The following is a 13,556-nucleotide window of genomic DNA, read 5'->3' as shown; positions in this document are numbered from 1 at the left end:
CCGTCCGGCTGGTTCGAGTCGCGCGGGCTGCCGGCGCCCGCGAGCGTGCCCCGAGCGGCGCGCGACGTGGCCTCCGCGGCGCTGCTGTGGGAAGCCTCGGAAGCGGCGACGGGCGTGCGTTTCCTCAGTTCGGGCGCACCGGCCGGACGCGCGCCGGGCCGGTCGTTCGACACGGCGGCCGAGGTGCGCTGAACCGCGCTTCGCCGTCCGCAATATTCGCGATACTTGTTGCACCAACCGGAAAGAAAGCCGGTTGAAAGCCTGATTCGACGCGCGACTGTTACCACCCAGGAAACAATTTATCGTCAAAACCAGCGTTTACCCTGAACCTTCCGATGACTAAGATTTGATCAATCGCTTAAGACATGGTGTCGAGAGCGAACTCAATAAAACACCGGAGGTCATCATGAAATCGCTCGTTTCCGCAGTCGTTGCCGCTGCCGCCCTGTCCGCTTCGTTTGGCGCATTCGCTCAAAGCACCGTGACCCGCGCTCAAGTGCGCAACGAACTGGTCCAGCTCGAACAAGCCGGCTACAAGCCGGGCGTGGCAAGCCCGTACTACCCGAACGACATCCAGAGCGCCGAAGCGCGTGTTCATGGTGCCGACACCAGCGGCTACGGCGCACAACCGGCTCCGGCCGTCCACTCGGGCGCCCCGGCTGCATCGTCGAACGCTCGCGACTCGATCTTCTTCGGCCAGTAAGCCGATGCGCCCTCGGCGGGCGCCGCGCGTCGCGCGATGAAGCACGAAAGTCAGGACGAGCCCCCTTGCGGGGCTCGTTCTTTTTGATGAAACGCATACCTCCGCCGCCCGGCAACGGGGGGCTTCGCCCGGGCGCCTGGCGTCCGGGTGTTTTTTCATCGGCGAGGAATGCGTACGAGCAGGACGAAACCGCGCGCGCCCGTCAGCGCGACGTGGCCGCGACAGGCGCCGAACGCGACAGCACGCGCCACCGCGACAGCAGTTCATCGCGATCGACGTAACAGCCCTGCAGGTGCCGGCGGCCGGTAGACGGATCGAACTCGGTGCGCGCATGCAGCACGCGGCGGTTGTCGAACGCCCACATGTCGCCCGCCCGCAGCCGGCGCTGCACGCGAAAGCGCGGCTCGCGCGCCAGCGCGAGAAACCGCCGGTACGCGCGATAGACGGCCGCGACCGAGCCGGACGGCGCATCGAGCGGCCCGCGCAGGAAGTTCGCGACACGCACCTCCGTCACGTTGCCGCGCGCATCGAGCCCGATCACCGGCGCCGAGCAGCGGTAGTCGCTGTTCGCGCTCTTGTTCCAGAACTCGAACGGCGTCGACGCGAGCTGTTCGAAATCGGCCGGATGCTCGCGCCGCAGCGCATCGGCCAGCGCGAAGCCGTCGAGGAACACGCTGTCGCCGCCGGTCGCGTCGTTCGCGAGGCAATGCAGGAACTGCACACCCGGCTGCAACTCGCGAGTCGGCAAGTCGGTATGCGGCGGCAGGTTCAGCGACGTATACGCATTGCTGTCCGGACGCGGCTTCGGTTCGACGTCGAACAGCACGCCGAAATTGCTTTCGCGGATCAGGCCGATACGGCGCGCGATCTCGTCGACACGGCCACGCTCGGCCGGCACGCCTTCGACGAGCGTCAGCCCCGTGCGTTGCAACGCGGCGAGCCACGCGAGCAATGCGCCGTCGTCCTCCATCACGTCGCGCCACGCGAACACGCCGATGGCCGTCGCATCGTCACCGGCCCATACGTGCCGCCCGTGCGCGGCCTGGCGCTCCGCGCGCGACGTGTCATCGTAGGCATGCGCACGCAACCAGCCCGGCGACCACGCGCTGCGATGTCCATCATTCCACTCGACATGCAGCGCGCCGTCGGTTTCGACGTGCACCGTGAGCGCGGAGAGATCCTCGCGCGCATCGGCGATCTCGAACACCTGTTCACGCGTGACGGCATGCACGCACGCGGAACACGCGCAGTTGTCGCGCAGCCAGTCGAAATGAAACGGCGATCGTCGCGTGTCGCTCCATTCGACGTCCACCGCGCCGTCGCCAATCGTCGCCGCCGCAATGGCCGCGTCGGCCGAAAACGTCCGCCAGTCCTCGATACGGTGTTGCGCTGCCTGCATCGTTGCCTCCCGGAAACGCCCGCTACGCGTGTGGTGCGAGCAGAAACCCGCCGACCGTCCGGTGCAGCCGCGCCGCCTGCGGGCTCGTTCCGAGCGCGCGCCAGCAGCCGTGCACCAGCCCCTCTCCCATCCAGTAATGCGCGGCCCCGCCGGCCGCGCGAATCCGTTCGACGTACACGCGCGCGTCGTCGCGCAGCGGATCGTGTTCCGCGCCGATCGCGAGCACGGGCGGCAGGCCGTCGAAACGCGAAGCCGCGAGCGGTACCGACGCGCGCAGCAGCGGGTCACCGTCTCCCAGCGCATCGACCAAGGCGCCTTCCCAGTACAGCGCGCGATAGCGATGGACGTCGTCGAGCGTCAGCATCGGCGCGTGCGCTTCCGTTTCGCGCGCGGGCGATTGCGGTTCGAATCCAAGCATCGGGTAGACGAGCGCGATGCCGTCGACACCGCCTTCGCCCGCATCGCGCAGCGCGGTCGCCACCGCCGCCGCGAGCATGCCGCCCGCGCTGTCGCCCGCGAGCGTCAGCGGATGCGCGCACGGCCCGAACGGCCAGCGTGCGTCGCGCGCGGCGCGCGTGACCTCCAGGCAATCTTCAAGTGCAGCCGGCGCGCGATGCTCGGGCGCGAGCCGGTAGTCGACCGCGATCACGTCGAGCCCCGTATCGGCCGCCAGTTGCGCGGTGATCAGCGCATGACTGTCGAGCGAGCCGACGACGAAACCGCCGCCATGAAAGAACAGCACCGTGCCGCGTGGCGTGCGGTGCGCGGACGTGTAACGCCGCAGCGCGATCGCACGGCCGTCGGATGCGTGCCAGACGGCGTCCTGCTGCACGATGCCGGCCGGCAGCGCGGCCGGCGTCCATTCGGCCGCGAAGCGGTCGTACAGGCGGCGCTGTTCGGCGGGCGAGCGCGCCGCCGCGTCGGCCGGATACCACGCGTCCACGGCGGCAACGAACGTCGCGATTTCCGGTTCGAGCATCGTGTGCGCTCCGAGGTCGAAGGTTCGCGCAGGTTATCGGCGCGGCGGCAGCCCGATCACGCGGCCCGCATACGCGGGCGCCGCGCACTCGCGCTGCAACGCATGCAGCTCGGCCACGCGTGCGGCCACGTCGTCGTCGAACGGCGCCGATTTCGCGCCGTCGCGTGTATCGACGTGCAGCAGCATCTGCTCGCTCGCCGACACCGCATCGTCGTGCCCGTCAGCAAACAGCTCGAGATACAGGTGCAGCCGCTTCGCGTCGTGTGCGAGCGCGCGCGCGTCGACGCGCACCGGCGTGCCCTCCTTGATCTCGTGCAGGTAGTTCACATGTGCTTCGAGCGTGTAGACCGAGCGCCCCCGCTCGCGACGCGCGGCGTCATCGAGGCCGATGCGATCCAGCAGCGCATCGGTCGCGAAGCTGAAGATCAGCAGGTAGAACGCATCGCGCAGGTGGCCGTTGTAGTCGACCCATTCGGGCCGCACCACGTCGCGGTAAATCGTCAGCGGGGTATCGCCGGTCATCGTCTGTCGTCCTCAGTCTTCGAATCGCATCCCGTGCCGCGCCTTCACCGCGGCGATCGACTTCAGCACCTCGGTGATGCACTCGTCGCGATAGCGCTCGAGTTCCTTGATGCTGCGCGTGCCCTGCTGTTCGGTCGTGCCTTCGACGACGCTGTCGATCAGCGCGTCGGTCAGCGTGGGCGCGACCAGCTTCGTCCACGGCAATTCGAGCGCGGGGCCGAACTGCTGCATGAAGTGTCGCATGCCCGCATCGCCGCCCGCGAGCGTGTAGGTCAGGAACGTGCCCATGAACGACCAGCGGATGCCCGCGCCAAAGCGAATCGCGTCGTCGATCTCGCCGGTCGTCGCGACGCCTTCGTTGACGAGGTGCAGCGCCTCGCGCCACAACGCTTCGAGCAGCCGGTCGGCGATGAAGCCCGGCACTTCCTTGCGCACGTGCAGCGGCCGCATGCCGAGCTTGCGATAGACCTCCATCGCGCCTTCGACCGCTTCCGGCGACGTGCGCGCGCCGCCGAGCACCTCGACGAGCGGCAGCAGGTAGACGGGATTGAACGGATGGCCGACCACGCAGCGCTCCGGATGCGTCGCCCGCGCGTAGAAATCCGTCGGCAGCAGCCCCGACGTCGACGACGCGATGATCGCGTCAGGCTTCGCCGCGCGGCTGATCTGCTCGTGCAGTTCGAGCTTCAGCGCCTCGCGCTCGGGCGCGCTTTCCTGGATGAAATCCGCGTCGGCGACGCAGGCCTCGATCGTCGAGACGAAACGCAGCCGCGCGGGGTCGGCGCCCGGCGCAAGGCCGACGCGTTCGAGCGCGGGCCACGCGTTCGCGACGTTCGCGCGCAGCCGCTCCTCCGCGCCCGGTGCCGGGTCCCATACGACCACGTCGAGACCGTGCGCGAGCGCGCGGGAAATCCATCCGCTGCCGATCACGCCGGTGCCGATGGCGGCGAACGTCTTGATGTCGGTCTTCACAGCCATGTCAACGCATCCTTCAAATCAGGGGAAATCGGTGGGCGGCCGCGCCTGTGCGTGCCGCCGCGTCATGTCAATCAGTCTGGCAAAAACTCACGCGAACTCGGCGATCGCACGGCGTTCGAGCGGACGCTCGCCGCGTGCGGGCAAGCCGAGCTTGCGGCGCCCTTCCGCCGGCGTCAGCACGCGGGCACCGAGCCGTTCGATGATCTCGCGCGCGCGCTCGACGAGCGTGCCGTTGGTCGCATGCACGCCGCGATCGAGCCAGATGTTGTCTTCGAGGCCGACCCGCACGTGGCCGCCGAGCAGCATCGCCTGCGCGACCATCGGCATCTGCATGCGGCCGATCCCGAAGCCGGCCCAGTGCGCGCCCGGCGGCAGGTTGTCGACCATCGCCTTCATCGTGCCCGTGTCGGCCGGCGCGCCCCACGGAATGCCGAGGCACAGCTGGAACAGCGGCGGATCGTCGAGCAGCCCTTCCTTCAGCAACTGCTTCGCGAACCACAGGTGGCCCGTGTCGAAAATTTCCAGTTCCGGCTTCACGCCGAGTTCCTGGATGCGCTTCGCGCCGGCGCGCAGCTGCGCGGGTGTCGACACGTAGATGTAGTCGCCGTCACCGAAATTCAGCGTGCCGCAGTCGAGCGTGCAGATCTCGGGCAACAAGTCCTCGACGTGCGCGAGCCGCGTGAGGCCGCCGACCAGGTCGGTGCCCTTGCCGAAACGCATCGGGTCCTCGCCGGGGCCGATCTCGAGATCGCCGCCCATGCCGGCCGTCAGGTTGATGATCACGTCGACGTCGGCCGAGCGGATGCGGTCGACCACTTCGCGGTACAGGTTCGGGTCGCGGCTGCCGCGCCCCGTCTGCGGATCGCGCACGTGGCAGTGCGCCACCGTTGCGCCGGCCTTCGCGGCCTCGATCGCGGCAGCCGCGATTTCCTTCGGCGTGACCGGAATCGCCGGATGCTTGCCGACCGTATCGCCCGCGCCGGTGACAGCGCAGGTGATGATGACTTCGTGGTTCATGCTGGTTGCCTCGCTTGAATCGGGTTGTGTCGCAATGCGAATGTTTCGTCGGCGCGCGCCGGGTGCGGCGCGCGGGTCATCCATCACAGGCCGAGATACGCCTTCACGGCCGGCAGGCCATCCTTGCCGTCGAACGTCTTGACGCCCGCGAGCCACGGATCGAGCACCTGCGGGTTCTTCTTCAGGTACGCCTTCGCGGCCTCGGCCGGCTTCGTCTTGTTCATCACCGACTGCATCAGCTGGTTCTCGAGCTGCGTCGAGAAGCGCAGGTTCGTGACGAGCTTGCCGGCGTTCGGGCAGCGGGAAATGAAGTCGGGGGCCGTGAGCGTGTACACGCGCGCCTCGCCGTAGTTCGGCCCGAACGACGCATCGCCGCCGGACAGATAGTTCATGCTGATCTGGATGTTCATCGGATGCGGTTCCCAGCCGAGGAAGACGACCCACTTCTTCTCGCGGATCGCGCGCTCGACCGTCACCAGCATCCCGGCCTCGCTCGATTCGACGAGCTTGAAGCCGCCGAGCCCGTACTGGTTCGTGTCGATCATCTTCTGGATCGTCGCGTTCGCGCTGCTGCCCGGCTCGATCCCGTAGATCTTGCCGTCGAGTTCCGCGCGGTGCTTCGCGATGTCCTCGAAGGTCTTCAGGCCCGCCTGGTATTCGTAGCTCGGCACCGCGAGCGTCGCCTTCGCGCCCGACAGGTTCGGCGGTTCGACGACGTTGATCGACTTGCTGTCGAGGAACGGCTGGAGCTGCTTCTGCTGCACGGGCCACCAGTAGCCGAGCGATATGTCGAGCTGCTTGCTCTTCAGGCCGGCGAACGAGATCGGCACCGACGCGATCGTCGTGGTCGGCTTGTAGCCGAGCGCCTCGAACACGGTCGACGCGAGCGCCGTGGTCGACGTGATGTCGGTCCAGCCGATATCCGCGAAACGCACGGTGCGGCAAGTCGCGGCATCCGTTTCGGCCTGCGCCGCGTGCGTGAACGCGCCGGTCGCCAGCACGGCCGCGACAAGCGCGGCGATCTTCGTCGACTTCATGGTTCGTTACCTCCCGGTTTGACTCGCGGCAGCCGGTGCGCGGGGTGTGCCCGGCCTGCATCGTGGGAGTAAAAGTAACGAGCCATATTGGCCGCGAGAAGACCGGCGGCGACCTGTTCTTGACTATTTGCGACTATGAGTGGAAACCACTAGGTTTCCTGGAAGGCTTGACAGGCGGGGTTTTCACGCGAATTTTCGATGGATCCGGTTTGTCCACATGCGGCGCGATGCTTTCGGTTCGGCCCGGACGAAACGGCAAGCCGGCGGGGCTGCGGTTCAGCGCCGCTCGCACCGCCCCGACGAACGGGTGTCACGGGCAAGTGTGAAGCTGGCCCGATCTCCAGCAGCCGAAAGAGCGTTTCGTATTGCGGAATCCACGCCGAATTCCCGCGCCGACGCCTTTTCGTCGCTTGAAAACTTGTTTTGCATTGCAAAAACTGAAACGTAACCCATTGAAAAACAAGTAAAAATAATGTCTTATGTCTTATATAAGACATCGCCAAAAGCTCGATGGGCGGCGTTACTATTTATCCCATGCAGTCCGCTTCGACAGACGTAGCGGGCACGCTCAACCCGTTACTCAAACGCGCTTTGCTCCCAGGAGATTGACATGGCCCAGTATCAAGACGACATCAAGGCAGTTGCCGGTTTGAAGGAAAACCACGGCAGCGCGTGGAATGCGATCAGCCCCGAGTACGCCGCCCGCATGCGTGCCCAGAACAAGTTCAAGACGGGCCTGGACATCGCCAAGTACACCGCGAAGATCATGCGCGCCGACATGGCCGCGTACGACGCCGACCCGGCCAAGTACACGCAGTCGCTGGGTTGCTGGCACGGCTTCATCGGCCAGCAGAAGATGATCTCCATCAAGAAGCACTTCAACAGCACCGAACGCCGCTACCTGTACCTGTCCGGCTGGATGGTCGCCGCGCTGCGCTCCGAGTTCGGCCCGCTGCCGGACCAGTCGATGCACGAGAAGACCTCGGTCAGCGCGCTGATCCGCGAGCTGTACACGTTCCTGCGCCAGGCCGACGCTCGTGAACTGGGCGGCCTGTTCCGCGAACTCGACGCCGCCAAGGACGCCACGGCGAAGGCCGCGATCCAGGAGAAGATCGACAACCACGTCACGCACGTCGTGCCGATCATCGCCGACATCGACGCCGGTTTCGGCAACGCGGAAGCCACGTACCTGCTGGCCAAGCAGTTCATCGAAGCAGGCGCATGCTGCATCCAGATCGAAAACCAGGTGTCCGACGAGAAGCAGTGCGGCCACCAGGACGGCAAGGTCACGGTGCCGCACGAGGACTTCCTCGCGAAGATCCGCGCGATCCGCTACGCGTTCCTGGAGCTGGGCGTGGACGACGGCATCATCGTCGCCCGCACCGACTCGCTGGGCGCCGGCCTGACCAAGCAGATCGCCGTGACCAACACGCCGGGCGACCTGGGCGACCAGTACAACGCTTTCCTCGACTGCGAAGAACTGTCGGCCGACCAGCTGGGCAACGGTGACGTCGTCATCAAGCGCGACGGCAAGCTGCTGCGTCCGAAGCGCCTGCCGAGCAACCTGTTCCAGTTCCGCGCCGGCACGGGCGAAGCGCGCTGCGTGCTCGACTGCATCACGTCGCTGCAGAACGGCGCCGACCTGCTGTGGATCGAAACCGAAAAACCGCACATCGCCCAGATCGGCGGCATGGTCAGCGAGATCCGCAAGGTCATCCCGAACGCGAAGCTGGTGTACAACAACAGCCCGTCGTTCAACTGGACGCTGAACTTCCGCCAGCAGGCGTACGACGCGCTGAAGGCCGAGGGCAAGGACGTGTCGGCCTACGACCGTGCACAGCTGATGAGCGTGGAATACGACGAGACGGAACTGGCCAAGCTGGCCGACGAAAAGATCCGCACGTTCCAGGCCGATGCATCGCGTGAAGCCGGCATCTTCCATCACCTGATCACGCTGCCGACGTACCACACCGCCGCGCTGTCGACCGACAACCTGGCCAAGGAATACTTCGGCGACCAGGGCATGCTCGGCTACGTGGCCGGCGTGCAGCGCAAGGAAATCCGCCAGGGTATCGCCTGCGTGAAGCACCAGAACATGTCCGGCTCGGACATCGGTGACGATCACAAGGAATACTTCAGCGGCGAAGCAGCGCTGAAGGCGGCCGGCAAGGACAACACGATGAACCAGTTCTGATACCGGTCATCGCCACGCGAAACGCCAACCCGTTACGTTACGGGTTGGCGTTTTTTTATTCGCCGATCACCCGCACGAACGCGTCCGCCAGCACCGTCGGCGCGACCGGCAACACCAGCGCGCACACCGACCTGGCGTCTTCATCCGAAATCGACACGAAGACGACGCCGTCGATCCCGAGACTCGCCATCCGTTCCGGCACGATCGCGACGCCGTGCCCGGCCGCGACGAGATTCAGCATCGACGTCTTCGGCGACACGATCCGGGCGATCGCCGGCACGAAGCCGCGCTTCAGGCAAAGATCGATCACGACGCGCGCGAGCCCGCCCCGCTCCCGATACACGGCCGATACGAACGGCTCGTGCCGCAGCCGCGCGATCGCCATGCGCTTGCGGCCCGCCAGTGGATGATCGGCCGGCACCGCCGCGCACAGACGTTCGGCCGCGAGCTCGACGAAGCGCACGCGCGGATCGCGGCGCAGCACCGGCAAACGGACGATCCCGATATCGGCGTTGCCGCTCGCGATCTCCAGCACCTGATCCTCGGACGACGCGCGGTCGAGATCGATCCGTGCGCCCGGACACGCGCGCATGAAGCGCTCGAGCACCGGCATCAGGCTGCCGACGGGAACGGTGCTCGAATGCAGGAGCCGCAAGACGCCCGCTTCGCCGCGCGACAATTGCGCGCCCTCGTCGGCCGCGGCGGTCAGGGTCGCCGGAATCGACGCCACGCGATCGCGATAGAGCGCGCCGGCCGGCGTCAGCCGTACCCCTCTCGGCTCCCGGTCGAACAGCGGAAACCCCAGCTCGTCTTCCAGTTGACCGATCTGCCGGCTGAGCGCCGACTGCGCGACGTGGAGCGCGCTCGCGGCCGGCGTGAAGCCGCCGAGATCGGCCACGGTCAGGAAATACTGGATTTGCCTCAGGGATGGCATGCCGAAAAGAGATGGATAAGCGCCCGATTTGATATTTGCGTTATACCGTCGCGCTTTCCAGAATGGAAGCCTGCCGTGCCGGAGCCGCCGTCACGGCCACTTCGCCGGAGCCTGCCTCGTCGTGACTACTCTCCTGTCCTATCTGCTGGTCGTTGCCGCCGGCGTCAGCGTGGCGTTGCAACAGGTGCTCAACGCCAATCTCCGTGCGCAGCTCGGCTCGCCGTGGTGGGCCGGGTCGGTCAGCTACCTCGTCGGCCTGGCCGCGATGCTCGCCGTTGCGCTGCTGACCCCGCATCCGCGCTTGAGCGGGGGCGCCACCGGCGCCGCGTCATGGTTCAGCTGGACCGGCGGGTTCTTCGGCGCGGTATTCGTCGGCATCGCGATCCTGATGGTGCCGCGCCTGGGCGCCGCGACGACGCTCGCGCTGATCGTCGTCGGGCAGATGACCGGTGCGCTCGCGTTCGACCACTTCGGCGTGCTCGGCATCCAGCAGCATGCGGCCAGCCCGATCCGCCTGGCCGGCGCGGCGTGCCTCATTCTCGGGGTGGTGCTGGTTCGCGCGTGACGACGTCTCGCGTCGCTGCCCCATGCGTGTGCGTTGCCGAACCGCCGGCAACGCATGCACCCGCCGCGACGCTCACGCGTAGTTCATCATCACCGACTTGCTTTCCGTGTACTGGTCGATCACCGCACGGCCGAGTTCGCGACCGAAACCCGACTGCTTCATCCCGCCGAACGGCATCGCGTTGTCGAGCAGCGAGTGGCAGTTGACCCACACCGTGCCGGCCGCGATGCGCGGGACCAGCTTGTGGATCGCGGAAAGATCGTTCGACCAGATGCTCGCGCCGAGGCCGTACGGTGTGTCGTTGGCGAGCTGCACGGCCGTGTCGACGTCGTCGAACGGCATCGCGACGAGCACCGGCCCGAAGATCTCCTCGCGCACGACGCGCATCGCCTGCGTCGTGTCGACCAGCACGGTGGGCTCGACGAAGAAGCCCGGGCCGTCAATCGCGCTGCCGCCCGCGGCGGCGCGCGCCCCCTCGCTGAAGCCCGAGTCGATATAGCCGCACACGCGCTGGCGCTGCTTCGCCGAGACGAGCGGGCCGATCTGCGTCGACGGGTCCATCCCCGGGCCGATCTTCAGGCTCGCGGCGATCTTCGCGACGCGCTCGATCACGTCGTCGAACACCGACGCATGGATGTACGCGCGCGACCCGGCCGTGCACACCTGCCCCTGGTTGAAGAAGATCGCGTTCGCCACGCCCACTGCGGCCTTGTCGGGATCGACGTCGGGCAGCACGATCACCGGCGACTTGCCGCCGAGTTCGAGCGACATCCGCGTCATGTTGTCGAGCGCCGCGTGGCCGATCGTCTTGCCCGTCTGCGTCGAGCCCGTGAACGCGATCTTGTCGATGCGCGGATCGCGCGACAGCGCGGCGCCGGCCGTGTGCCCGTAACCGGTGACGATATTGACGACGCCGTCGGGAAAGCCGGCCGCCTGAATCAGCTCGCCGAGTCGCAATGCGCCGAGCGGCGTATCTTCCGCGGGTTTCAACACCACGGTGCAGCCCGTGGCCAGTGCGGGCGCAAGCTTCCACGCGGCCATCAGCAGCGGGAAATTCCACGGAATGATCGCACCGACCACGCCGACGGGCTCCTTGCGCGTATAGGTGAAGATCTCGCTGTCCGGCATGTAAGGCATGCCCGCGTCGATCACGCTGCCTTCGATCTTCGTCGCCCAGCCGGCCATGTAGCGGAAGCACTGCGCGGCCATCGCGACGTCGAGCCCCTGCGCCACCATCACGGGCTTGCCGTTGTCGAGCGACTCGATCTCCGCCAGCTCGCGCGCGTTCGCTTCGACCAGGTCGGCGAGCGCGAGCAGCAGGCGTTCGCGATCGGTGGTCTTCGCGGTGCGCCACGGCCCCGCGTCGAATGCGCGCCGCGCGGCGGCGACGGCCTGCTGCACGTCGTGCTCGTCCGCTTCGGGCACGTGCGCGAGCACGGTGCCGTCGGCCGGGTTCACGACGTCGAGCTGGCGGCCCGACGCTGCGTCGCGCCACTCGGCGCCGATCAGCATCTTCTTCGGCTTCGCGAGAAACGCGCGCGTGGCGTCGAGCAGCGGGAAATGTTCGTTCGTCTCCATCTTCTTGATTCCTCGTTTTCCTGAAGGAGTCGGTCAGTAGCGATCCGTGACGCCATCGATCCCGCGCGCCTGCAACGCGCGCACGAGGCCGGCGCGCACGGTCGCGACGTCGGACAAGGCGGGACGGCGGTGCGCGGCGACTTCGGCGGCCGTATAAGGCTTGAAGTCGCGCGGCAGTGCGTCGCGGTTCATGGTGGTGAGTACCCAGTTGAGCACGTCGGCGAGATCCTGGTCCGACAGCGCCGAGTTCGACGCGCCGGGCACGCGCATCACGTACTCGCGCCCGGCCGGCAGATGCGTGAAATAGCCGAGCGAGTTGGCAAGCGGCGGCACCTTGCCGGGGATGCCGCCGCCCGTCGCCGTGTGGCAGCCCATGCAGTTGAGCACCCAGTGCTGCCGCGCGAGCGCCGCGTCGGCCGCGCCGTCGGCATGCGCGGGTGCCGTGGTCAAACCTGCGACCGCCCCGGCCAGCATCAGCAACGACGACAGGCGACGCGACACGCTGCCGAGCCACGACGACATCGCACACCGCGTGCGGGCCGCGGCGTCGCCAACACGGGGCGCGCACGCGAGCGTCACAGGCCCAGCCCCTTGATGACGACTTCGCGTTGCGCATGAACGGCCGTGCCATCCATCGCCTTCGCGCGCGCCGCACGGATATCGGCTGCCGTGAACGGCTTCGCGTCACCATGCTGCGCGTTGATATCGAACACGACGTAGTTGAGCACGTGCGCGATGTCGTCATCGCTCGCGCTCGCAAACGACGGCATCTTGAAGTTGTAGTGCTTGTCGCGCACCTTGATCTCGCCGAACATCCCGTGCAGCAACGTTGCGACCAGTTGCGCGCGCCCCGGCTCGGCCGTCGCGTACTTGCCCGGATACTCGGTCAGCGGCGGCGCGAGGCCGTCCTGCCCCTTGCCGCCCGCCTGGTGGCATACCGCGCACTGCGCGTCGAACAGACTCTTGCCGGCCGGGTAATGCACGGTTTCCTGTGCACCGGCGGCGGCCGGCAATGCGAGGGCCGTCACGGCCGTCATGCATGCGACGGCGAACTTCCCTGCTTGCTTCCCTTTCATTGTTTTGCCGCTCCCAGCAGAACCGAAACCGAACAGTGATAGTTCGAATTTCCGTTGGCCATGCACCAGTTGATGTCGTTGTTCAGCGACAGCTTGTACAGCGGCTTCTCGCGCTCGTTGCGGTTGCAGAAGCATTTTCCGCACGACGTCTTGCCGCAGCAGTCGTTGTACGACACGATGTAGTCCGAACCGTCGTGCGGATTGCGGCAGGTGCCGATCCACGTGATCGGCGAAGGCGTCGTGCCCGGTGGGCAACTGCTCGACGTGCCGCCGCAGCAACTGCACAGCCAGCCGTCGATCGCGCAGTATTTCCAGTAGTCGCAGCTCATCGGATCGTCGCTTGCCGCCGTCGCGGCGCCGCCGGACGCAGCCGACGCGCCCGATGCCGCATCGGCCGCATACGCGGTGCGATCGACGGGCAGCAGCGGCAGCATCGCCGACCCCACCAGCACCTTGCCGAGCTTCGCCATCGCGCTGCGTCGCGAACTGTGCTGCGCGACGCCGCGCGCCGACCGCTCGAACCATGAATCAAACAGGCCCATGTCGTTGTTCTCCCTTGACGTTGAAAGAGGGG

Annotated in this window: 14 protein-coding genes and 1 pseudogene; 4 read left to right on the top strand and 11 right to left on the bottom strand. The window is 67.0% G+C overall.

From position 1 onward, the window contains the following. Positions 1–192 (top strand): annotated as a pseudogene (locus tag G3N98_RS14290) (short-chain dehydrogenase); the annotation flags it as partial. Positions 193–406: 214 nt separating this feature from the next. Then, positions 407–703: a DUF4148 domain-containing protein gene (locus G3N98_RS14285; RefSeq protein ID WP_089426868.1), complete on the top strand. Its 297-nt coding sequence runs from the start codon at positions 407–409 to the stop codon at positions 701–703. Positions 704–905: 202 nt separating this feature from the next. Here the strand turns inward: G3N98_RS14285 and G3N98_RS14280 are convergent, their stop codons facing one another. From G3N98_RS14280 to G3N98_RS14255, 6 genes are all read right to left on the bottom strand, one after another. After that, on the bottom strand, positions 906–2,102 hold the full coding sequence (locus G3N98_RS14280; RefSeq protein ID WP_206148515.1) for a TauD/TfdA family dioxygenase: 1,197 nt from the start codon (positions 2,100–2,102) through the stop codon (positions 906–908). A gap of 22 nt (positions 2,103–2,124) precedes the next feature. Then, positions 2,125–3,081: an alpha/beta hydrolase gene (locus G3N98_RS14275; RefSeq protein WP_206148514.1), complete on the bottom strand. Its 957-nt coding sequence runs from the start codon at positions 3,079–3,081 to the stop codon at positions 2,125–2,127. A 33-nt stretch (positions 3,082–3,114) separates the two neighbouring features. After that, positions 3,115–3,603, bottom strand: a complete 489-nt coding sequence (locus tag G3N98_RS14270) for a thioesterase family protein (RefSeq protein ID WP_206148513.1) — start codon at positions 3,601–3,603, stop codon at positions 3,115–3,117. Between the two features lie 12 nt (positions 3,604–3,615). Further along, positions 3,616–4,581 (bottom strand): L-carnitine dehydrogenase, encoded by a 966-nt coding sequence (locus G3N98_RS14265; RefSeq protein ID WP_039366226.1) that lies wholly within the window; start codon positions 4,579–4,581, stop codon positions 3,616–3,618. Positions 4,582–4,668: 87 nt separating this feature from the next. Further along, complete coding sequence (locus G3N98_RS14260; protein ID WP_039366557.1) at positions 4,669–5,598, bottom strand: 3-keto-5-aminohexanoate cleavage protein; 930 nt, start codon at positions 5,596–5,598, stop codon at positions 4,669–4,671. An 83-nt stretch (positions 5,599–5,681) separates the two neighbouring features. Beyond that, positions 5,682–6,635 carry a choline ABC transporter substrate-binding protein gene (locus G3N98_RS14255; RefSeq protein WP_089475421.1) on the bottom strand — a complete coding sequence of 318 codons (954 nt, stop codon included), beginning with the start codon at positions 6,633–6,635 and terminating at the stop codon, positions 5,682–5,684. A gap of 610 nt (positions 6,636–7,245) precedes the next feature. Here G3N98_RS14255 and G3N98_RS14250 point away from each other — a divergent pair. Further along, on the top strand, positions 7,246–8,829 hold the full coding sequence (locus G3N98_RS14250) for an isocitrate lyase (protein ID WP_206148512.1): 1,584 nt from the start codon (positions 7,246–7,248) through the stop codon (positions 8,827–8,829). Positions 8,830–8,884: 55 nt separating this feature from the next. Here G3N98_RS14250 and G3N98_RS14245 read toward each other — a convergent pair whose 3' ends face one another. Continuing rightward, positions 8,885–9,763, bottom strand: a complete 879-nt coding sequence (locus G3N98_RS14245; protein WP_206148511.1) for a LysR substrate-binding domain-containing protein — start codon at positions 9,761–9,763, stop codon at positions 8,885–8,887. 121 nt (positions 9,764–9,884) lie between these two features. Between G3N98_RS14245 and G3N98_RS14240 the strand changes: the two genes are divergently transcribed. Beyond that, positions 9,885–10,328 carry a DMT family transporter gene (locus G3N98_RS14240; protein ID WP_089426861.1) on the top strand — a complete coding sequence of 148 codons (444 nt, stop codon included), beginning with the start codon at positions 9,885–9,887 and terminating at the stop codon, positions 10,326–10,328. A 72-nt stretch (positions 10,329–10,400) separates the two neighbouring features. On the opposite strand, the gene G3N98_RS14235 is transcribed toward G3N98_RS14240, so the two are convergent. The 4 genes from G3N98_RS14235 to G3N98_RS14220 are packed head-to-tail and all read right to left on the bottom strand — an operon-like array spanning position 10,401 to position 13,524. After that, positions 10,401–11,906, bottom strand: a complete 1,506-nt coding sequence (locus G3N98_RS14235; RefSeq protein ID WP_206148510.1) for an aldehyde dehydrogenase family protein — start codon at positions 11,904–11,906, stop codon at positions 10,401–10,403. 33 nt (positions 11,907–11,939) lie between these two features. Then, on the bottom strand, positions 11,940–12,428 hold the full coding sequence (locus G3N98_RS14230; protein ID WP_206148509.1) for a cytochrome c: 489 nt from the start codon (positions 12,426–12,428) through the stop codon (positions 11,940–11,942). Positions 12,429–12,481: 53 nt separating this feature from the next. Continuing rightward, positions 12,482–12,982 (bottom strand): cytochrome c, encoded by a 501-nt coding sequence (locus G3N98_RS14225; protein ID WP_206148508.1) that lies wholly within the window; start codon positions 12,980–12,982, stop codon positions 12,482–12,484. Next, positions 12,979–13,524: a methylamine dehydrogenase light chain gene (locus G3N98_RS14220; protein ID WP_089475427.1), complete on the bottom strand. Its 546-nt coding sequence runs from the start codon at positions 13,522–13,524 to the stop codon at positions 12,979–12,981. The genes G3N98_RS14225 and G3N98_RS14220 overlap by 4 nt, the downstream gene beginning before the upstream one ends. Between the last annotated feature and the right edge of the window lie 32 nt (positions 13,525–13,556).

Origin of the sequence: Burkholderia sp. Tr-20390 (genome assembly GCF_017104595.1) — a bacterium.
Classification (GTDB): Bacteria; Pseudomonadota; Gammaproteobacteria; order Burkholderiales; family Burkholderiaceae; genus Burkholderia.
The sequence above is the reverse complement of the archived record's forward strand: the minus strand, read 5'-3'. Positions and strand labels throughout refer to the sequence as shown.